Raw genomic sequence first — 21,860 nt, forward strand, 5'->3', positions numbered from 1 at the left:
ACGCTGAGGAGGTCGCGCGTGCACGCTCAGAGAGCGTCGGAGCAACCGGTGACCGGATTCGCTCGGTCCTTATGCAGCCGTCCGATGGATGCTCGAACCATCCCTGACGCCGGGCCGCTCCATGTCGTGCTCAATGCGACGGCAGAAGAGCTGAAGTCAGTCGGAGGAGATTATTCGCTCTACCGTAACTGGCTGAAGCTCACGACCGACACCCTGCGGTTTCATCTCCTTCCGTCACATCGGGTGCGACGTCACCATCTGATCATGCGCACGATTGTGGAAAAACTCTGTTATCGCTGGCAACCGGAAAAGGTGCGACGGACCCTGTTTCTCGCCTCACGCCTTATTTCTCTTCCCGGTCCAGCTCTTGAGCGGGCGGATGTCCTGCTCTCGCATATTCTCTTCCCCTGGGTGTCAGGGGCCTCATCGCCTCCGATCATCTGGAGCACGCAGGGGCTGTCCCCGGCCGTCTACTACGATCGCTACAATGGCCGGCGATGGACCGTGGAGGACGTCATTCACCTGTTTCGTGTTCTGGGCCGCCGGGCTGATGCCCTGCTGATCTCGACCGAGACGTGCGCTCGAAATCTTTTCTCCGTGTGTCCCGAACTTGAGGAGAAAACCTTCCTGGCTCCGGCTCCGGTATTCCCTCGCAGCGAAAGCCTGCCCCTCAAGCCTTCGCTGGAGGATGGGGTGATACGTCTGCTTTTCGTCGGTGTGAATGCGCAACTCAAGGGATTGCCGGAAGTCATCGAGGCATATCGTCATATCAGGCGCCGGTATCCTCAGATGCGGCTGGACATCGTCAGCCGCCCACCAGCCCCGTTGCGAAGGCAGATCGAAACCCTTTCCGGAGTTCGCCTCTGGCCTCTGCTTGCTCATGATGAGGTTATGGCATTGATGGCTCAAGCGGACATCTTTGTCCTGCCGACCCATGCCGATACCTATGCCCTTTCGGCTGTTGAGGCAATGGCCCACGGCGCGGCCATCATCATCTCTGATCTCGATCCTCTGCCGGAAATCTGTCCTCCGGGCGAAGTGGGTTTCACAGTTCCGGCGGGAGATGCGGTAACACTGATCGAGAAAATCGAAGCCCTCGTCGCCAACCCCGAGCGGCTGAGACAATTCCAGGGGAACGCGCGCCGGCGATACGAGCGCGTGCATCATCCGACGGTCGTAGCCGAGCGCCTCCAGTGGATCATCGAGAGAGTTAGCCGTGAAACAAAAACGAGTCTACGTCGCCGGTGAGGTGATCACAGGCAGGCTTATCGAGCGAGTGCGCGATGCCTTTGCCTTCATCGGAGGAGAACAGATTATTCCGATAGGAGCGACCGTCTTCCTCAAACCGAATCTGACTTCACCCGGACCGACACCCGGGGTCACCACCCGTCCGGAGTTCATCGCGGCTGTGGTCGAAGTCCTCCGAGAAAGGACGAATCGTATCATCATCGGCGAATCCGATGGCGGTTATCACAGCTTTCGTGCAGAGGAAGCCTTTGCCGGACACGGGCTGTACGAGCTGGCGAGACGGTTCGATGTCCGCCTGGTTAACCTCAGCCGAGAACCGACGGTCATCGCGGAAACGATCGTCCGGGGAAAGTGCGTGAACGTCGAACTTCCTGCTCTTCTTGTTGGCGGCGTGGATGTTTTCATCAGTCTGCCGGTACCCAAAGTTCATGCGATGACGGGAGTGAGCCTGGCGCTGAAAAACCAGTGGGGATGCCTCCCGTCGCCCATGCGCCTGCGCTACCATCCCCAATTCACCGAAATGATTGTGGCAATCCATAAGATTTTGCGACCACAAGCGGCATTCTACGACGGCATGTATTTTCTTGACCGATCAGGCCCGCTTGTGGGAATGCCGGTGTCAATGAATCTGCTTGTGGCCGCCAATGATCTCGGGGCTGGCGATCTCGTCTGCTCTCGGATCATGAACATTGATCTGCGGTCCCTCTGGGCCTATCGTGTGGCCTGGAAAGATGGAGTCTTTCCTGAGTCCTTCGAGGACCTTCATCTCAACCAGGGGATTGACCGGTTTCGCCATCATCGGTTTCGTCTGGAGCGAACGATCCATCAGTGGATCACGCTGGCGGCTTTCCGCACTCGGCTCGGCACGCGGCTTATTTATGACTCGATGCTAGCCGAACCGTTGCACCGGTTGTACTACCGCCTCCGCCGGATCCCTGTCGTCCGTCGAGTCCTTTTCGAGGATCTGGAGATGTTGCCGGACGAAAAATAATAGTGTCCTCGGGATTGATTTTTTAGTCATGTCTTATCTAAAATACTCCGCCTTTTTGTTAAAAATACGGTGGTTGACCGGTTGATCCGTGTGCTGAAAGAGGGGCATACTATAGCGACAAATATGGAAGTTAAGAAGCAAGCTTGGATATCGTCTGGGGCAAGCCGATAAATAGTCAGTGTTAGCGAGGGGCGTGTGTGAGCTCACGTTCGCTACGAGAGGGGGGCAAACAGGGGCAGCGCCCGCGTGAGGGCTGGTTCACAATCGCCCTCTATCGGGCGCTCCCCAAAATTTCCCTGGAATCTATCAGGTCGTAGGGCGACACGAAACCAGCGCCACGCGGGGGAGCTTCCGTGCCGATGGAATCGCTCGGGCGCAAGAGCCTACCACAAAGGATGAAAACCTGAGAGCGCTCGCATCTTGCGGGCATCTTTCGGAAACAAAAGAGCAGGCAAGATGCCCTGGCTCTCAGCGCTTTTCGGAGGAGGATGCCGGATATGAGATGCTTAATCACGGGGGGAGCCGGTTTCATCGGTTCTCATCTTGCGGAACAACTTCTCGTCGAGGGCGAGGAAGTCACGATCATTGACGATCTTTCGACGGGAAGCATTAAGAATATCGAGCATCTGAAATCAGATTTTCGCTTTCGTTATGTGATTGATACCGTCCTCAATCGGTCCCTCATGACCGAATTGATTGACTGGGCGGACGTGGTCTTTCATCTGGCAGCCGCCGTGGGGGTCAAACTGATCATCGAAAGCCCCACGCGGGCTATCGAGACCAATATTAAAACGACCGAAGTCGTCTTGGAGCTGGCGGCGCGAAAGAAAAAGAAGGTGCTGATCACCTCGACCAGCGAAGTTTATGGCAAGACGCATAAGATTCCGTTCCGGGAAGACGACGATATGGTACTCGGATCCACGGCCCGGTCCCGGTGGAGTTATGCTTGCTCAAAGGCGATCGAAGAGTTTCTCGCTCTCGCTTACTGGAAAGAACGGGGGCTCCCGGTCGTCATCGTTCGGTTGTTTAATACTGTCGGTCCCCGACAAACAGACCGGTACGGGATGGTCATTCCGACGTTTGTTCGCCAGGCCCTGCGGGGCGAGCCGATCACCGTCTATGGCGACGGAACTCAAACGCGATGTTTCTCCTGGGTGGGCGATGTCGTACAGGCCCTGGCTCAACTGATTCGTCATCCGGGTGCCGTCGGGGAGATCATCAATGTCGGCAGCGATGAGGAAGTCCGGGTTCTGGATGTCGCTCATCTGGTCAAGCGCATCACCCGCAGTCCGTCGGAGATCGTCCTCATTCCCTATGACTGCGCCTACGGAGATGGATTCGAGGACATGTCTCGGCGCGTTCCGGATCTGACCAAGATCAGATCGCTCATCGGATACAGACCGACCATGACCCTGCCCCAAATCATAGCTCGGGTCGTCGCTTACTATAAGGAAAAGGAGGCCGACTTGCTTCACGTTGGCTACGGCAGCAATTTGAAAAAATACGCCTAAGGGTTGTGCTTTTGCTTTTTTTCCGGCCAACTTCGGTCGGATTCGAACCTCGATTCTGGTGCGAGAGGCCTCTATCGGTGATCCGCTGACAGCTCCATTGTGTGTGTAATGAGTTTCGTCTTGACAGTTGGCGATGAGCTCTTTATTCTGCGTTGTCGAACCGCCGGGGTAATGGCCCCTTGATCTTTGAAAAGGTACGGCTCGCATCAGAGGACTGAAACGACAGGGACCAATCAAGCGATTTTCCAGTTGACGCCACGTGTTCCCGCTGTTCTGAATTTGTGTGAACAAGCGCACTCATGCGAGTTCTCGTAAGGAGGTGAGACCATGTTCAGGAAGATGTTCACGCTCGCGTTCATGCTCTGGCTGGTGATGTTTCTCATCACCCCGGGCCAGGTATTGACTCAAGGATCCGGACGCGTTTTCAATCGGCGGACGCGAACGGTTTTCTCCTCGATCAATGAAGCGCTGGCGGCTTCTCGGGGTGGCGATGTCCTTCTCGTCGCCGGGAGGTTGGAAGAAGCCGTTAACCTGTCACTTGCCCCCGGAGCGATCACCATTGTGGGACAGTCGAATCCCCTGGGCTCAGCGACCATCTCCGTTCCAAGCTGCCCGGCGAATGAGGCGGTCATTGATGCAAGCAGTCGCAACGGTCGTGTTCTGCTTATTGGACTTACCATCGAGGTTCCGGAAAACTGCATCGGCATTCTCAGCAACGCCAATCTCGGGACAGGTGATGGAAAACCTCTGACGGTGCGCGGCTGTCGCATCCGGGGGACTTCTCCCTCAGCTCACCTCAAAGGAGGAATCGCGCTGTTTGACGAGTCGGGGGGACCCTATCTCTTTTTGAATAACACGATCTCACGCGGCCACTTTGACTTTGGCATTATCGTTGATGGGGACATCCTCGACAGTCTTCAGGCTACCATTCGAAATAATGACATTGGTGGGCGCGACACGGTAGTCGGCGCAGGCATTGTTATAACCGACATTCTCGACTCCGCAACGGTCGTCGTGGACCGCAATAGGATTGATGGCGGCGGCCCGTCGGTGGGAAGCATGGTCGGGATCGCGCTCGGTTGGGGCGATGACAACGTCGGAGGACAGGCGGTTACCGTCCAACGAAACACGGTCATCAACTTCTCCAACCCCAGCGTTCCGGGACGCGGTATCGTCGTGGATGGTTCACCCGGGGCGAAAATTTTGGCCAATGTTATCCGGGATAATTTTCTCGGCATCGTCGTTGATCCCGGGCACGATAGCAGTGAAACGCCCGTGATTAACAACAACAACATCACCTGCAGTAACCTCGCTGCTTGCAAGGCCGCCGGGTACAAGGGACTCTTTTTCGGATCAGCTGGGTACGCACTTGATGCGCGAAACAATTACTGGGGGGCCAATACAGGACCTGATTCCACTGATGCGGGAGCCATTTGTCCCGAAGCCACCGGATCCCGGTGCAACGGTCCTGGTGGCGGTGGTAGCGGGCTCCCTATTGATGCCATAAACGTTGACTGCGGAACGAGTCAGGGGCAGGTAATGGTGTGTCCCTTCCGGACGTCGCCCAATAGTAACGCCGGAGCGTGAAACGCGATAAAATCTATCGCGTGAACCCTGGCGTCCGGGGAGAGAAGCCGCGTCAGATCGTGCTGCCTCGATGGTCCAGGAGGAGGTGGGCCGGCTAATTGGTTTCCCCTTATGTGTGGAATTTTTGGCTACATCGGCCATCAATCGGCAGTTCCGATCCTGCTCGACGGCTTGCGACGATTGGAGTATCGCGGCTACGATTCGGCCGGGATCGCTGTGATTGATGCGGAGGGTCGTCTCCAGGTTCGTCGAGCGCAGGGGAAACTTCATCGTCTCCAGGAAGCAATTGGCGCGGACCCTGTTGAGGGAACCTGTGGTCTCGGTCATACGCGGTGGGCCACGCATGGGCGACCGAGCGAAGAGAACGCTCATCCTCATCGGGATTGTTCCGGGCGCATCGTCGTCGTTCACAACGGGATCATCGAGAACTACCTGGTGCTCAAACGGCGGCTGGAGGCCAAGGGACATCGTTTCGCTTCAGAGACCGATACGGAGGTGATCGCCCATTTGGTGGAAGTTTATCGTGCCAGTGGGAAAGATGTCGTCGAGGCCGTCCGGTGCTCGGTTGAGCAGTTGCAGGGAGTCTTCGCTTTCGCCGTGATAGATTCCAGTTCTCCCGATGAGATCGTTGCTGCCCGGCAGGGACCTCCTCTTCTCGTCGGATGGGGGGATGGAGAATTCTGGGTCGCTTCCGATATTCCCGCGCTCCTCGCCTTCACGCGCCGTGTCTCCTTTCTCGCCGATGGAGACCTGGTTCATCTCACCCGCAGGGGTATTCGACTGCTGGATTTTCACGGTCGGGAGAAGTCTCCTGAGATTCGGATGATCGGCTGGGATCCCGTCCAGGCCGAGAAAGGGGGCTTTCGCCATTTCATGCTCAAGGAAATTCACGAGCAGCCACGGGCGATTCGCGACACGGTGAAAGCCTACACCTCCGTGGAATCGGCCCTCATTTATTTTGATTGCGATGATCTCCTCCAGCGATCCATCCAGGGAATAACCATCGTCGCTTGCGGAACGAGCTACCATGCGGGGCTCGTCGGGCGAAATGTGATCGAGGCAGCGACGGGCCTGCCGGTGATTGTCGAGTATGCGAGCGAGTTTCGGTATCGCCATCCTCTGGTTGATGAGCGCCATCTCGTGCTCGCCATCTCCCAGTCGGGGGAAACGGCCGATACGCTGGCGGCGGTGCGCGAGGCCCGACAGCGCAGGGCTCCTGTCCTCTCGGTCACCAATGTCGTCGGCTCAACCATTACCCGCGAAGCCGATGGCGTGATTTATACCCATGCGGGGCCAGAAATTGGGGTCGCTTCAACGAAGACTTTCACCACGCAACTCATCCTTCTTTTGCTCGTGGCGGTGAAACTCGGCCAGCTCCGCCAGCGCCTTTCCCCAGAGCAGGCCCGGTCGTTGATCGAGTATCTTCACGCCCTTCCCGTGCGGTTGGAAAAACTCCTTGAGCGGGAAGAAGACATCGTGGCGCTGGCTCGCTCGATGTCCTCGGTACACCATGCTCTTTATCTCGGCCGGGGGCTAAATTATCCCGTTGCGCTAGAGGGAGCGCTCAAGCTAAAAGAGCTGAGTTACATCCATGCGGAAGGGTACCCGGCGGGTGAAATGAAGCACGGCCCGATTGCGCTGGTTGACGAGACGCTGCCGGTGATCGTCATCAATGCATTCGATCGGTCGGAGACCGATGGCCGTATCCTTTACGAAAAGACGCTCTCCAATATGGTCGAGGTGAGGGCTCGGGGAGGACGACTGATAGCGGTCGTCGTCGAGACCGATGAAGTGGCATTGAAGGACTGCGGGGAGGACGTCGGAGCGCATCTCATCCGCGTACCACCAACGCACCCCTGGCTGCTTCCTGTCCTAGCAGTCGTTCCCTTACAGCTTCTGGCCTATCATGTGGCCGTCCTGCGAGGCTGCGATGTTGATCAGCCGCGCAATCTGGCGAAATCCGTGACGGTGGAGTAATTGGATCCGGGCGGACGACCCTTGTTAAGGGAAGGAAGCGGGAGCATCAGTTGCTCAGATTCGGCGGCGATGTCGCCTTAGTCTTCGTCCAAAACACGCCGAACGGTCATGGCCAGCTCCTGCATCTGGTAGGGTTTTTGGACGAAGGCGGACGCGCCTTCCCGCATGACAATGTCGGCCTTTCCCTCCTGCGTGTAGCCGCTTGACAGGATGACCTTCAGCCGCGGGTTCTCAGCTTTTAACGCGCGGTATGTCTCCAGCCCGCCCAGCCGGGGCATGGTCAGATCGAGGATCACCAAATCAATTTCCTCCTTGTGCTGACGGAAGATCTCCAGTCCCCGCTGGCCATCTTCAGCCTCAAAGACCCGATACCCCAGTGCGCGGAAGATGCGTTGAGCGAGTCGGCGGACCGACTCTTCGTCGTCAATAACGAGCAGCGTCTCCGTCCCTCCTTTAACAGAGATCGCCTGCGTGTTGACGCTTTCCGGCTCGGTCCAAGTTCGGACGGGGAGATAGATGCGGAAGGTCGAGCCATGACCCCGTTCACTGTAGACGTTGATGAACCCGTCGTGGTTTCTCACGATGCCGTAAACCATGGCCAGTCCCAGACCGGTCCCCTTGCCGGGTTCTTTGGTGGTGAAAAACGGATCGAATATTCTCGCCTGCGTGGCCTGGTCCATGCCGATGCCGGTATCGCTGACGGAAATGACAATGTAGGGGCCGGGCTTGGCATCGGGCAGGCGATGAATGTAGGGGTCCTCAATCCACTCGTAGCGCGTCTCGACCGTCAGGGTGCCTCCCTGGGGCATGGCTTCACAGCCGTTGAGACAGAGATTGAGCAAGGCCTGCTGGATCTGAGCCGGGTCTCCTTCGATCACAGGCAGTGGTGTCGCCAGTCGCTTCTCAATGGTGATCTCGGCGCCCGCGCCCCGTCGCACCAGTTCCAGTGTTTCCTCGACAACATCGTTGATCTTGACGGCGTGCGTCTGACGACGGCTCCCTCGGGCAAAGGTGAGAATCTGTCGCGTCAGTTCGGTGGCCCGGAGGGCTGATCGTTCAATCATATCGAGATGTTCGTATAACTCATCTTCTGGCTGGACCAGCGTTTTGGCCAGCGAGGCAAAACCCAGGACACCGGTGAGGAGATTATTAAAATCATGGGCAATGCCGCTGGCGAGCGTGCCGACAGCCTCCATGCGTTGGGATCGCAGAAGTTGTTCTTCGAGTCGCTTTCGGTCGGTGATGTCTCGAAGAATTGATCGCAGGCCGATCGGCGTCCCTTCATCATCGTACATGACGCGCGTGTCGCAGGTGACGTAGAGCAAATCACCATCTTTCCGCCGAATCTGAAACTCCACCCCTTCCAGCCATCCCTCGCTGAGAAGCTCCGGCCACCGCTGTCGTAAAATTTGAGCGGAATCCTCCGGCAGGAGATCGTAAATCGAGCGACCGATCAGCTCATCCTTGGCGTATCCCGTGGCATCGGCTTCCGTTTGATTGCATTCGAGGATGATCCCGTCGAGGTCGGTGGTGTGATACATCGCCGGTGCACGCTCGTAGAGGTCAAGGTATCGCTGCTCGGACGCTTTCAATTCCTCATAGAGCCGGGCGTTATTGATGGCTATGGCCGTTTGATTGGCAAACGCCTGAGCCAGTTCGATCTCTTCCGTCGTGTAGGTCCGAGGGGAATTGTGATAGAGGGCGAGTGTTCCCAAGGGCCGGCCTTGATAGACAAGAGGGATCACCAGCAGCGACCGAATGCCTTCGGATTCAATGACCGGCCGAAGCGCCTCCAGAGATGGGTCGCTCAAGGCATCAGCCACATGAACCGGTTCGGGGACGACGGACGGATCGAGGTTCCAGGGTGAAAAATGACCCACGGCCTCGAGAAAAGAAGGGGATAGTCCCATCGCATAGGCGCAGACGGAGCGATTCCCCTGGGCGGACAGGAGAAAGATGCTCGTGCGCTGAGCCCCGAACAGGGTGCGGCTGGCTTCACTGACGCTTTCGAAGATATGCGTGAGGTCGAGCGCCGCCGTCAGATCTTGGTTGACCTTTTCCAGCGCTGCGAGTTGTCTGAGGTGTTGCTCAGAGATCCAGTAGAGAGCACGATATCGTTCTTCCGCTTCGCGCGTCAGCTCATACAGTCGCGCGTTCGAGATCGCGGTGGCCGTTGTGGCGGCGATGGCTCCGGCCAGAGCCACCTCTTCCGGAGCGAAGCAATGTGGCTGGCGCGTATAAACGATGAAAAGCGCCGCCCGCAGCCGCCCCCGATCCCAGAGCGGCACCGCCATGTAGGAGCGAATACTCAACTGCCTGACAAGATCCGCGGGGAGGAATTCGTGCTCCTGCGGATCCTCGACGACCAGCGGTTGGTCTGATGCCACGAGAAGCCGGCCGATCGTCAAACTGCGGATTTCAGTCCCGACGAGCGACTCGATCAGGCGCCTGGCTTCTTCACTCGCTCCGTGATTGACGATCCGAACGACGCGCTCGCCCTCATCATCCATGAGGTAAATGGAGCAGCGATCGGCACCGAAAAATTCCGCAACCTTCCTGACGATCAAATGAAGCAGGGCCTCCACGTCAAGCACCGTCCCGCAGGCCTGAGCCATTTCCAGCAGAAACTGCGTCTGCCTTTGGATCACTCGCTCGCGTTCTTCAGTGCGTTTGCGCTCGGTGATGTCGCGGGCCACGACGACCATTCCCGTGAAATGCTGCTCTTGATCTCTCATCGGTTCAAAACTGAGAAGCAGGTAACGGTCTCCGTACATTAATTCCTGCTCGTACCGACGATTGAGGGAGCGAAGCGCCGCGATGGAGACGTCTGGCATTCCGAGAAGCCCCAGGATCTCCTCGGCGGGGCTTCCGATGAGTGATTTCAATTCACGCCCGAGCAGAGCCGCTCCCGCTCGATTCACTCTCTTGAGTCGTCCGGTGAGATCGAACAGGAAGATACCATCGGACATGGCGTCAAACGTCGTGCGCCATTCGAAGCTGGCCCGTGCTGCCCGCTGATAGAGTCGTGCCTGGGTGATGGCCAGCGCCGATTCGTGCGCAATGGTCGCGAGCAATTCGATCTCATCGGGCGAAAACTTATGGGGGGCATGATAGTAGTCAACGATCATAACCCCAAGCGGCTCCCCGTCGGATGATCGCAGGAGCGCCAATCCCACCGACTGGGCGCCGTAACGGGTCACCAGATCCCGGGGCAACAGAGGGTTCTCCCCCGCCCGATCAAATGTGATGACGCCCCGATCAAACAACTGAGACTGCAATTCGAGAACCTGCTCCAGGGGGATCACCGCATCCCGGCGAAAAGCCTCCCATAATTGCCGATCACCAACATCAGAGATGGTGATGGTTGGAATAAGATAACGACGTTGCTCGTCAAACAGAAGGATGTTGCAGCGATCCGCACCGATGGCATCTACAGTGGCCTGGGCGATCCGTTTGAGGACCTCTTTAAACTCAATCTCCGAGTTAATGGTGCGAACGATCTCCAGCAGGGTGGAAGCATGCCGCGCACGTTGACGTTCTCCTTCGATCAGCCTGGCTTTCTGTATCTCCGCACCGACCCATTGAGCCGTGATCTGCAACAGATCGAGGTCGCGGTCAGAGAGTTTCCGAGGCCGATCACTCATGATGCTGACAATAGCGTGAACCGCACCCTCCGGATCAAACGCCGGTGCTCCTGCATAAACGCGAATGCCGCGCTGACGAAGATACTCGTCCCCGGGAAACTCCTCCTGGGACCGAACGGTCAGGTAGGATCTCTTCTCGCGCAAAATGACCTCTGCGGGCGTCCCTTGAAGCGACTCCCTTCTCTCGCTGAAGATCTGTCCGCGGTCGTAACAGGCGCGGCAAAGGATTCCCTGTCCGCTGATCTCGTCAACTCGTGCGATAGGAACACCAAATTGCTCGGCCAAAATCTCAACTACAGCACAGCAGATGGCATTCACATCAACACCAGGCGTCGCTCCCACCTGAGAGAGGCGCTCGAACAATGTGTCTCTCCTTCGCGCGCGACGTTTCCCTGATTTTTCCATACTACACCCTCATCCATAGCGTGACAGTTTTCGGGTAAATCAGAGTGAACGAACTCCCTCCTGCAAGGTCTTCTCCTTCGGATCCTTGTTCGATAAACGCAACCTTCACTTACTGACCCTCTCCGACCGAGCATAGGAGTAACGCCTTTGAGGATTCCTTAGCCAGAACTTTATTCCGGCATATCCTACCCGCGACGACCTGTATCACCACTGCTCAACCCCCCTTTATTCTTTCGCCTCACACTATTAACACATGCGAGAGGATAAATCAACTCTATCTTTCGCTCGTGGCATGCGATCATTGCTGGCTCACCGTTGAGAGAAAAAGGGCTTCAGTCGGCCTCAGAATACTGATATTTGGCGTGAATTTGCTTCCCGACCGATACGCCGGGATCAAGGGAGTCTTACGCTCACCTGATAATCAAATGACGGCCCCCCGAGTCCCTCTGTCTCCGTCACACGGATAAAATATCGCCCGCCAAAAGGAGCAATGAAGACAATCAACGGATCGCGTGAGAGAAATGAGCCGTCGCTTTCCGCCAGCTTCACATTGAGGAAAAAGAGTTCAATTTTGATCGCCGCCGGAGACGGGGGCGAGAGTGACTGGGCATCTACGTCAACCGTGATGAATTGCCCCGCCTGAGCCTCGAACGAGAAAACATCCACATCGCCAGCAGGGTTGATCGTCGCCGAAATCGTCGTCTCGGGATCAATGTCATTGGCTGAGGCGAAGGTATCGTTCGGTTCCGATTCAACAGAGGTTCCGGCAGTCCCCATCAGAGTCACGTCCATCTCGTAGACGAAGGATTTTCCGCCCCGGTTAAAGACATCGCGCAAGGAGACGAAAAACGTTCCGGTTGAGGGGAGCGTAGCTTCGAGGAAGGAATCGCGAGTTCCGCCGCGCGGATCGTCATTATTGGTAGCCAGTTGGCGTCCCCCTGCATCGAGCACGCTCACGACGGTGTCAGCAGGAGACGGAGGCGCCAGCCGATCCGCCCGCGTGACGATCGTCACTCGCTGACCCGCGCGGCCGCTGAAGCTGAAAACGTCAGTGTCTCCGAACTGGCCGAAGCTGCCACTGATGGTGACATTCGGGGTGATGGTATTCGCTTGCTGAATGGTGTTATTTGGTTCTTGCTCGGTCACGGGGAGTCGCCCTCCACCAGGTTCGGTCAAGGTCACAACGGCATTATAGGTGTACGCTGGACCTCCTTTCTGATCAAAATGGCGAATGCGAATGAGGTAGCGTCCCGTCGAGGGAAGGGTGACTTGAAGGCGCGAGTCGAGCGACCCGTCAGCATCGTCGTTCTCCGCCAGTTGATTCCCCCGACTGTCCATGAGCGTCACGACGGAATCGAGCGACGACGGAGGCGTGAGGGTTTGCGCATCAATGTCCACCAAAAGCTGCTGGCCTCGACGACCATCGAAGACAAAGAAATCTACATCTCCGGCGGGATTGATCGTTCCTCGAACTGTCACCGGCGGCGTGATGGGATTGGCCTGCGCCGTTGAATTGTTCGGTTCGCTTTCGGTGTTGATCTGCGGTGGAGGGATAACACCCCGACGGGTGATGACAGCTTCGTACGTGTAAGTGGGGCCGCCCTTGGGGCCGAAATTGCGCACGCGAAGGAAGACTCGTCCCGAAGTGGTGGCGGAAAAATCGAGCCGCGAATCAAGTGATCCACCGAAATCATCATTTTCGGCCAGTTGATTGCCCCGGCCGTCAAACAAAGTGATGACCGTATCCGCATCCGATGCCGGTGTGAGAGATCGGGCCCGAATCTCTACTGTAATCGTCTGACCCGAAGTCACATCGAAGCCGAAGAAATCCACATCGCCGCCGGGATCGAGCGTTCCCGCAACCGTCACGTCGGGCACTACCCCATCAGCCTGAGCAATGGTATTGTTGGGTTCGGACTCGACGTGACGTCCGGGTGGACCACCGCCAGTCAAACGCACCGTGACCTGATAGGTGAAGGCGCTGCCTCCTTTATTGTTGAGATCCCGAATGCTGAAGAAGAAACGCCCGCTTTCGGTGAGAGTAACCTCCAGAAGGGAATCAAGCTGTCCCGGCGCTTCATCGTCGTTCTCGGCGATTTTCTTGCCATTGCTCCCGAAGAGTTCGATGACGGTATCGGCTGCCGAGGGGGGTGTGAGCGTCTGAGCATCCACGTCAATGCGCAGGCGTTGGCCGGCGTTAGCCGAGAAGGTGAAGAAATCCACGTCACCCGTTGGACTGAGAATCCCCCGAACGGTCACATCGGGCGAGATCGTGTTGGCTTGAGGCGGAGTGTTGTTGGGTTCAAATTCGGCATTGCCAGGAGGGGGCGGTTGTGCACCGCTCAGCACGACCTGCGCGTGATAAACGAAGTTGCGCCCTCCCCGACCGTTGAAATCCCGCACGCGGAAGACGTACCGGCCCGTCGTCGGGAGCGTTACAACCAAACGCGAATCGAGCGTACTCGGCCCGGCATCATCGTTCTCACCAATCTGCTGCCCGGTGCTCAGAAAGAGCGTCACCACCGTATCAATCCCCGTTCCGGGGCTGAGCGATTGCGCCGTGAGTGTGATCGTCGCCTGCTGACCCTGCGTCCCCGAGAAGCTGAAGAAATCGGTGTCTCCTGCGGGATCGAGCGTGGCGGTGACGGTCACCGGTGGCGTGATCGGATCGGCCTGGGTGATGCTGTTATTTGGTTCGCTTTCGGAAACAAATTGACTCATCGCGGATTCGGACGCCGTTGTGGACGCCGTCGCCCCCGCATCTTGAGGACTCTCGGTTTCCGTCGCCCCAGTTGTGAACGTGAACGTGAGTACCAAATTCGCATCGAAGATGCGGGTCAGTGGACCGCCAAGTTTGGTGACCTCGATGAGGTACGTCGTTCCCGCCATGACGTCCATCTTGACGCGGGATTTCGTCCCAACGTCATCATCGTCGTTGCACGCTACCTCTCGGAGCATCGAACAGGTGCCGGTATACACGGTGAGCACCGTATCAAATCCAAAGCTGCTGCCGTTTGTTGAAACCGTGATCGTTCCGTTTGAGGGCGGTGTGAAGCGATACCAGACGCTGTGGCTATTGAGGCGATCTTCGGCGCAGGATTGCCGGGGATCGTCTTTGTCCGTGCTGGCTTCGAAGACATTGATCCGATCGGTGAAAGAAGGCCCACTGATGATAGTAGCTTGATCGCAGCGGTCATTCGCGGGCCGAGAGACCCGTGTATTGAGGATGATGTTGATGTTGTCCACGATAGCGCCCGCCGCTACAAAAACCGTCGCTTTGCTTTGAGGCGGATCGTCGTCAGATTCGGAATCACCGCTGTAAAATTCTGGCGGTCCAGGCAACGATGCCGGAGGATCGAGCGGGCCGACGCTGGAGCCGCCGGTGAAACTTCCGTCAAGCTCCTCGATCTCAACCGTATACTCCCCCGGCGGGAGGCCACGAATCTCATAGAAGCCGAGAAGGTCAGGGTTGTCTGATCCGCGATACCTCAGATCCCATTCTTTGTCACTGATCGTCCCGATGTGCTGAAAACCGGATACCGATGAGACCGCAATCCTCTGGGGATCGTCAACCTTACGGGCGATGACGTTAGCGCCCATGAAACCGACACCATCGGGGTAGAGAATTCGCCCGCGGATCGTTCCTGTAGTTCGAGCAAACGACGTCGTCGGATAGAGGCTAGATATTGCGGCAATGTCATCAATTTTCGGCGTAGCCCAGGTCTCGACACGAAAGCTGGAGGTGAAGACCGGGATCATGGTGGGGACGGTGTCGTCGTTACCTGGGTTGCCATCGAAGACCGCATCGAGATTGATCTGGGTATGGTCAAGACCGGCGAAGTGACCGACCTCATGCACCATGATTCCCCGGAGCCGATCCTGCTGGTTCGCAAATAACCCGTTGATGGTAACCGTTCCCTGAAGGATGCGCAGCGATGACAGGACGCGAGGCCCAGCGAACCCGGCGACCCTCCGCCGGGAACCGATCCCGAGAAGGGCATCGGTCACGCTTCCATCGCTATCGAAGATGACAGGATTGACACACCCCCGCCCGGCCCGACAATCCTCGACCAGATCATCGAGAACCGACATGACATTGCTTCCGGTCACATCCGTCGTCAGGAGCTGGCCCGAAGGTTGAAATCGAATGGTAGTTGTCGGGATGCTCGCCCAGATCGAGAAAATTTCCTGGGTGAGCGCAACGGCCTGATCATTGGTCAGGGGGCCCAGCGGGCCTTGGTCAGGTGTGTATGCAATGGGGCGGGAGACATTCCAGACAAAGGCGCGCCCGGTGCGCGTCGTCAGCAAAGGTCCCCCCGCGCGCACGAACCGATCGTCCGGAGAGGACAGGCTGGCGAGACTGAGGATCGCCAGCACAAAACCAGAAGGACGGTAAATTCTCATCGTATTGAACTCTCCTTCCCCGTCATCGAGCCAACGAGTTTTCTCACCAGTGAGGCGAAGACTTCGTAAGAAATGGCGCCGCGCATCTGAGCGGCAGCGGCGCGCTCCGTCCGGGACAGACTGAGGTGCTCCGAATCCAGCCCCCGCAGGAGATTCCAGTTGTTAATGCCATTGACCACCTGACGGGCGCCGGTCTGGCGATCACGCTCGATGATGAACTTTCCCTGTCCTCCGGCAACCGGGCTCGTGAAGCCATACTGACTTTCGGGGTAGAGAAAGAGAACGACCTCCTCTCCCGGCCGGTAATGGGGAAGATCATGGACCGGGAGCGTGCGCGGATTTCCGAACTGCATAAACGTGAGTCGTGATGGACCCGGGGGATTTAACCGAGTAGGACCTGTTGCTTTGAACATCTCAGCAACTTCAAGCGTCACGAATGTCACCACGATATTGTGATACTGCGGGTGCCGCCCTTCTCGGACCTCGACGACGCGGCCGGCGATGATGGTTCCGGCCTCCGCGACAAGCTCAGCAAGCGTCGCCTGTGTCATCTGAGCCTCCGCGTTTGGGCCAACGAGGATAATGCCGAGGGCGAGTCCAAGCGCGATCCGTCGCTTCATGGCTGTGCGCCTCCTCATGCCTGGATCAGTGGATTGCGTCTCTCTCTGTCTCATAACCACCCCTGATGCTATCGAAGTCATCGAGCGTCAGCAAGCAGAGGAAAAAGAGAGCCTCACGTCAAGCGGGTCGTGTCCTCGTCACGTAGCACCCAGAGATGGCGGTGATCGTCACTGTCGGATGTCTTGAGAGAGAAAGGCTCTCCTGAGTCGGAGAGGTCTCACGGCGCAGTGCCGTCGGCCTCTTCGGATCGAGGCCGACCCTTCGCGATCCGTTCCTCTACTAGGGAGAGGTTCTTGAACCGGTAGGTGAGGATTTGGTATAAAGTCCGCTTGGCGATTGGTTCGAGGGACGATAGCAATGGCGCTCATCAACGTACTCAAAGCGAGCAACGGCGAGCGAGTTTTCACCGTTGAGATCAGTCCGCCGGTAAACTATACGACGATGGTGAAAATGAGCGAGGTCGTTGAACAGCTCAAAGACCTGGACATTGACGGCATTGCCGTGACCAACAGTACCGGCGGTAGCTTTCGTCTCAATCCGCTGGCGGTGGTGGATACGATTCGCGCCTGGTTGCGAGACATTCCCATCATCATTCATCTGACCTCACGAGATGAGGGATCGGTGCGAAGTCTCTACACGCACATTGGCGAGATGGGACAGAAACGCGTCTCAGATGTACTCGTCCTTCGGGGGGATCCGACGCCGGGGAACTCGACGGCCGTTGACTCGTACAAGTTTTCGACGGTGGAGCTGGTTGGTCTTATTGCCGACTACTGCCGTCAGAACGGGCAAGCGATAGATATATTCGTTGCCGGGCATCCCGAATATCCGGAGTCATCGCTAGCCAAGCACCTCGCCTATCAGAAACGTAAGATTGACCAGGGCGCGCAGGGGATCATCGCCAACATTGTCACCGATCCCGAACGGTATGTTCGGTACGTCGCCGCGTCTCACCGGGCCGGCGTAACGGTTCCCATCGTCCCGTCCCTCATCCCCTTGACGAGCCTGCGGCGGTGCCTCTTTCTCGAAAGTCGGCTCCACATCCCTGTGCCCGAGGCGATCAAGCGCAGACTGGACGGAGCGAGCCCCGATGATGCGCGAAAACGAGGCGTTGAGATGTCTATTGAAATTGCCCACCGCCTTGTAGCTCATGGTGCTCCCGGGATCAATTTCAACATCATCTTCCCCCAGGATGTGACATCGGTTGCCGAAATTCTCCGCGCCGTGCGGGGTCATGCGACAATCTGGGAAAAATATCGGATCGAGGACCCCGAGGAGATTGACTATTACAACGGATTGCGAAGCTGGCGATCATAGCAACGATCACGCACTCATTCCAAGGTGACCTCAGACGGCCAGATCCATGCGGAAAGACCACTGGCGCAAAGACCCATCAGTGCTTATCTTGAGCTGAGCCAGTCGGAGATGAATCTTTCACCGTCCTTGAGGCAAAAGATGTGCCCGGAGCGCCCCGGTTCGTAATCCCCGGCCTGGGCCGAGCGCCTGTGCCAGGTATTGTCAGAGGAGAGCGATGGCTTCATCAGGTCATGGGCCTCTGTTTTTGGGGGAACGAGTGCTGACCATTGTCCTCGCACTCAATCCTGGAGCGCGGTTGTTTCCCCTGACAGCGGATCGAGCAAAGGCAGCTCTTCCGTTTGTCGGGAAATATCGGTTGATTGATTTCCCGCTGAGCGCTTGTTTGAATGCGGGACTGCGACGGATTTACGTGCTGACGCAGTTCAACTCTGCCTCCCTCAATCGCCATATCATGGAGGGGTATCGCTTCAGCTCATTTGCCGAACCGGCAGAGTTCGTTGAGGTGCTGGCAGCCGAGCAAACCTTCGAGAGCACGGAGTGGCTTCAGAGCCCACCGGATGCGATTCGTCGCGCCTGGCGATATTTCGATCAATGGAAGGCGACGGACTACCTCGTCATTGCCGGTGATGAGATCTGGGACCTGGATCTGGGGGACCTGGTGTGGAGACACTGGGAATCGGGAGCGGAGATCACATTGCCGGTGGTGCCTGTTGACGAAACGCGTGCCCCACACTGTGGACTGGTGCAAACAGATTCGAGCGGACGGGTGATCCGCTTCGAGGAACAACCCAAGGGGCCCGTGCTCGAACTCATGCGTTGGTGCGGAGCGAGCCTGGAGTTTCGCCAGCACAATGGTCCCACGGGAACTAAAGAATCTCCGGCAACGGATGCTGGACGCTCGCCGTCGGCCCAATCCTATCTGGCGTCTCCAGGAGTGTACCTGTTCAAGCGGGAGGTCTTGCGCACATTGTTGGAGGCCGCCCCGATGGCTTTTGATTTCGGCATGGAAATACTCCCCCAGGCCGTCACGTCGTATTATGTGATGGCCTATCTCCATCGGGGAGTGTGGGACGATCTTGCGACGATCGGGGCTTATTACCACGCGTCTATGCGACTTCTTGATCCGCTTCCCCGGATGAATCTCTACGACCCTCAGAGGCCAATCTACGCGCGACCGACCCATCTGCCGCCCGCGAAAGTTCGGGAGTGCTGCATTCGTGATTCGCTGGTTGGCGACGGTTCGATCTTAGCCGAAGCCGAGGTGAGCCACTCGATCCTTGGCTTGAGAACGCGCGTGGGCGTCAACACCCGGCTGGAGGACGTGATCACCTTCGGCGCCAGCTATATCCAGTCCCCTGAGGAGATCGCCGAGGATCGAACACGGGGAGTGCCGGCCATTGGCATCGGAGACAACACGATCATCCGTCGCGCTATTATTGATCGCGATGCGCGCATCGGGTCGCGGGTGAAAATCCTCAATGAAGCGGGAGTTCTCTATGCCAATGGCACAAACTACTATATTCGCGACGGTCTCATTGTCATTCCCCGTGACGCCGTGATCCCCGATGACACGGTGATCTGATCCAGGCAGCGCACATGTGCTCTCCGCTACACAGGGCTTTTGCCCCCGTGTCGGCTCATAGGATCACTCCCGAATCAGTGTGCGAGCACGTTCGGTCGCTCTGACCACCGCTTTGATGAGCGTGACGCGCAATCCTCCCTCTTCGAGTTCGAGGATGCCGTCAATCGTACACCCGGCGGGCGTCGTCACCGCATCCTTCAATTTGGCCGGATGCTCCTTTGTTTCCAGCACCATGAGTGCCGCGCCGAGCGTCGTTTGCGCCGCCAGTTCCGTCGCCACTTCGCGAGCGAGCCCGACTTTGACGCCGGCTTCAGCGAGAGATTCGATGATGATGTAGATGAACGCCGGCCCGCTCGCGCTTAATCCCGTGACGGCGTCCAGATCCCGTTCGTCGAGAACGATCGTTCGTCCCACAGCCCCGAACAATGTTTCGGCCAGTCGAAGATGTTCCCGTGTGGCGTATTGGCCCGCGCAGAGCCCCGTCATGCCCGCGCCAATGATGCAGGGCGTATTGGGCATGGCGCGGATAACCGGCACAGGGCCGTTGAGCGTCTTTTCGATAAAAGATGTGCTCACCGAGGCAGCCACTGAGATCAGCAGATGATGGGACAGCAGACGCAGACGAATTTCCTCCAGTACCTCCGCTACCGTTTGAGGTTTCACGCTGAGGATGATCAGGTCGGACCGATCCACCGCCTGTCCGTTATCGAGAGTCGTACTGATCCCATACTGTTCGGCCAGATAGTCCAATCGGCTGGGCCGTCGTGCGGTCGCGATCAGATTTTCTGGCGAGACAATTCCCGCCGTCAGCATCCCTCGAATGAGCGCCTCGCCGATTTTTCCCGCGCCGATGATGGCAATTTTTCTCTGTCGTAGCATTTTCTCACCTCCGATGACACGAATCGTGCGCGGCGACCTCCCATCCACGAGAAGATCCACCGCACGAAGGGAAGGATCACAGGCTCAAATTAAGGAAAAGGAGAAAAGCGGGAAGGGAAGTGATCCGACGACCGCGTTCCTCCCGGGCCGAGGATTAGCCCCGCAAGAGGCGTGCGCCTCTTCGGGGCCAGCGCGGCCTGGGCGGGTTCACCTCAAAGCTCCACCGACGGATGCGCGATGCGTTCTGGTTCATCATGAGTCTTCATCGTAAAGGACCCGGCGGATAGCGTCAAGACGAGCGTCCACCTCGCGTGGAGAATTTACCAAGCGCCCCACAACAAGCTGACCCGTGAGTTCGTCGGTCAATGTCCTTGTGTGATAGGCAACCGTGTACTCGACATCCTTGAGCGGATGGCCGGTGAGAAGGGCGACGATGGATTCATCAGGACTGATTTTTCCCTGTCGCCGCAATTTGCGAATCCCCGCGAGGGTGGCTGCCGAAGCCGGTTCACACCCAATTCCATCCCGGCCGATGGCAGCTTTGGCATCGGCGATTTCAGTATCGTCAACGACTTCGCAAAATCCTCCCGTCGTTTCGATCACGCGAAGAGCGCGTTTCCAGTTCACCGGATGGCCGATGCGGATGGCCGTTGCCCGCGTTCGTGGCGCGGAGACAGGGCAGATCGTCGGACTGCCGCTCAGAATCGTCTGATAGAGTGGACTCGCACCAGCAGCTTGTACGATCGTCACCCTGGGATAACGGGAAATAAGTCCGAGATGCCGCAGTTCCTCCAGAGCCCGACCGAGCGCTGCCGCATTGCCGAGATTCCCTCCAGGTAAGACGATGTGGTCGGGAATTTCCCACTGCCGTTGATCAAGCAGTTCGATGAGGATGGCCTTCTGTCCCTCGATACGAAAGGGATTGAGCGAGTTAAGCAGATAGATCTCGGGTAACTCCGCGAGCTGACGCACCAGGCGCAAGACGTCATCGAACGAAGCTCCCTTGACCTGGAGTGTGATCGCCCCAAATTCAAGCGCCTGGGCCAGTTTCCCCATCGCCACGTGTCCTTGAGGAATAAGCACGACGGCTTTGATTCCCGCGCGTGCTGCATAGGCGGCCACCGAAGCCGAGGTATTTCCCGTCGAGGCACAGATGACGATGTGGGCTCCGAGAGCTTTCGCGTGGCTCAGCGCCACCGTCATCCCGTAGTCCTTGAAGGAGCCGGTCGGATTCAAACCCAGATGCTTCAGCGTTAGATCCGCCACGCCGGCATAGTCTGCTGCGTATCTCGCTCGATACAGGGGCGTGTTGCCTTCGCGAAGCGTCACGATATCGCTCCGCTTGAGCGGAGGCATCAGCTCGCGAAATCGCCAGACGCCGCTTTGATCAAGGGGATCATCGGAGAACCGACGGGCCCGCCAGAGCGAAATGAAATACGTCGGCGGTAGCGTCTCCGGAGAATACTCCACTGCCACGAGATCACCGCAATAGCGGCAGGCAAACAGTTTGGCATCGAGCGGATATGTTTGCCGACACTCCGGGTTGCTGCACTGTATAAACGCCTCGCGCCAGAACCGGCTCGGCCAGGGCGGCTGGTGTGTTGCTTCGGTCATGTTGTCGTTCTCGCACGTTCGTTGAAGATCGTCCAGCCTAAACATATCACTGCCCGGTGAATCAGAGCAATCGGTGATCC

General features: G+C 57.6%; 12 protein-coding genes. 7 read left to right on the top strand and 5 right to left on the bottom strand.

Annotated elements, in window-relative coordinates; translation table 11 throughout:
* Positions 1–18 precede the first annotated feature (18 nt).
* From VNM72_10180 to glmS, 5 genes are all read left to right on the top strand, one after another.
* Entirely contained in the window at positions 19–1,248 is a 1,230-nt protein-coding gene (locus tag VNM72_10180) for a glycosyltransferase family 4 protein (protein HXF05767.1), read from the top strand.
* The gene (locus tag VNM72_10185) at positions 1,217–2,239 is read left to right on the top strand and encodes a DUF362 domain-containing protein (GenBank protein ID HXF05768.1); all 1,023 of its coding nucleotides are present in this window, start codon (positions 1,217–1,219) and stop codon (positions 2,237–2,239) included. The genes VNM72_10180 and VNM72_10185 overlap by 32 nt, the downstream gene beginning before the upstream one ends.
* Before the next feature lie 497 nt (positions 2,240–2,736).
* Positions 2,737–3,750 (top strand): GDP-mannose 4,6-dehydratase, encoded by a 1,014-nt coding sequence (locus tag VNM72_10190; protein ID HXF05769.1) that lies wholly within the window; start codon positions 2,737–2,739, stop codon positions 3,748–3,750.
* Positions 3,751–4,077: 327 nt separating this feature from the next.
* The gene (locus VNM72_10195) at positions 4,078–5,337 is read left to right on the top strand and encodes a right-handed parallel beta-helix repeat-containing protein (GenBank protein HXF05770.1); all 1,260 of its coding nucleotides are present in this window, start codon (positions 4,078–4,080) and stop codon (positions 5,335–5,337) included.
* Between the two features lie 111 nt (positions 5,338–5,448).
* A complete protein-coding gene (gene glmS, locus VNM72_10200; protein HXF05771.1) occupies positions 5,449–7,314 on the top strand; it encodes a glutamine--fructose-6-phosphate transaminase (isomerizing) in 1,866 nt (621 codons plus the stop codon).
* 77 nt (positions 7,315–7,391) lie between these two features.
* On the opposite strand, the gene VNM72_10205 is transcribed toward glmS, so the two are convergent.
* The 3 genes from VNM72_10205 to VNM72_10215 all read right to left on the bottom strand — a co-directional run bounded on the left by VNM72_10205 (position 7,392) and on the right by VNM72_10215 (position 16,387).
* Positions 7,392–11,363, bottom strand: a complete 3,972-nt coding sequence (locus tag VNM72_10205; protein HXF05772.1) for a GAF domain-containing protein — start codon at positions 11,361–11,363, stop codon at positions 7,392–7,394.
* 393 nt (positions 11,364–11,756) lie between these two features.
* Positions 11,757–15,767, bottom strand: coding sequence for a DVUA0089 family protein (locus VNM72_10210; protein HXF05773.1), 4,011 nt, complete (start codon positions 15,765–15,767; stop codon positions 11,757–11,759).
* The gene (locus VNM72_10215; GenBank protein HXF05774.1) at positions 15,764–16,387 is read right to left on the bottom strand and encodes a hypothetical protein; all 624 of its coding nucleotides are present in this window, start codon (positions 16,385–16,387) and stop codon (positions 15,764–15,766) included. Before VNM72_10215 ends, VNM72_10210 begins: the two co-directional genes overlap by 4 nt.
* 358 nt (positions 16,388–16,745) lie before the next feature.
* Between VNM72_10215 and VNM72_10220 the strand changes: the two genes are divergently transcribed.
* Both VNM72_10220 and VNM72_10225 read left to right on the top strand, forming a co-directional pair.
* Positions 16,746–17,705 carry a methylenetetrahydrofolate reductase gene (locus VNM72_10220; GenBank protein HXF05775.1) on the top strand — a complete coding sequence of 320 codons (960 nt, stop codon included), beginning with the start codon at positions 16,746–16,748 and terminating at the stop codon, positions 17,703–17,705.
* Positions 17,706–17,919: 214 nt separating this feature from the next.
* A complete protein-coding gene (locus VNM72_10225) occupies positions 17,920–19,287 on the top strand; it encodes a sugar phosphate nucleotidyltransferase (protein HXF05776.1) in 1,368 nt (455 codons plus the stop codon).
* Between the two features lie 63 nt (positions 19,288–19,350).
* On the opposite strand, the gene proC is transcribed toward VNM72_10225, so the two are convergent.
* Positions 19,351–20,166 (bottom strand): pyrroline-5-carboxylate reductase, encoded by an 816-nt coding sequence (gene proC / locus VNM72_10230; GenBank protein HXF05777.1) that lies wholly within the window; start codon positions 20,164–20,166, stop codon positions 19,351–19,353.
* 252 nt (positions 20,167–20,418) lie between these two features.
* Positions 20,419–21,780 (bottom strand): threonine synthase, encoded by a 1,362-nt coding sequence (gene thrC / locus VNM72_10235; protein HXF05778.1) that lies wholly within the window; start codon positions 21,778–21,780, stop codon positions 20,419–20,421.
* Between the last annotated feature and the right edge of the window lie 80 nt (positions 21,781–21,860).

Source organism: Blastocatellia bacterium (genome assembly GCA_035573895.1).
Taxonomy (GTDB): domain Bacteria; phylum Acidobacteriota; class Blastocatellia; order HR10; family HR10; genus DATLZR01.

Coding starts and splice junctions, on each gene's coding strand:
- VNM72_10210 (HXF05773.1), bottom strand. CDS start 15,767: ATGAGAATTTACCGTCCTTCTGGTTTTGTGCTGGCGATCCTCAGTCTC.
- VNM72_10220 (HXF05775.1), top strand. CDS start 16,746: ATGGCGCTCATCAACGTACTCAAAGCGAGCAACGGCGAGCGAGTTTTC.
- VNM72_10205 (HXF05772.1), bottom strand. CDS start 11,363: ATGGAAAAATCAGGGAAACGTCGCGCGCGAAGGAGAGACACATTGTTC.
- VNM72_10195 (HXF05770.1), top strand. CDS start 4,078: ATGTTCAGGAAGATGTTCACGCTCGCGTTCATGCTCTGGCTGGTGATG.
- VNM72_10225 (HXF05776.1), top strand. CDS start 17,920: ATGGCTTCATCAGGTCATGGGCCTCTGTTTTTGGGGGAACGAGTGCTG.
- proC (HXF05777.1), bottom strand. CDS start 20,166: ATGCTACGACAGAGAAAAATTGCCATCATCGGCGCGGGAAAAATCGGC.
- VNM72_10215 (HXF05774.1), bottom strand. CDS start 16,387: ATGAAGCGACGGATCGCGCTTGGACTCGCCCTCGGCATTATCCTCGTT.
- thrC (HXF05778.1), bottom strand. CDS start 21,780: ATGACCGAAGCAACACACCAGCCGCCCTGGCCGAGCCGGTTCTGGCGC.
- glmS (HXF05771.1), top strand. CDS start 5,449: ATGTGTGGAATTTTTGGCTACATCGGCCATCAATCGGCAGTTCCGATC.
- VNM72_10190 (HXF05769.1), top strand. CDS start 2,737: ATGAGATGCTTAATCACGGGGGGAGCCGGTTTCATCGGTTCTCATCTT.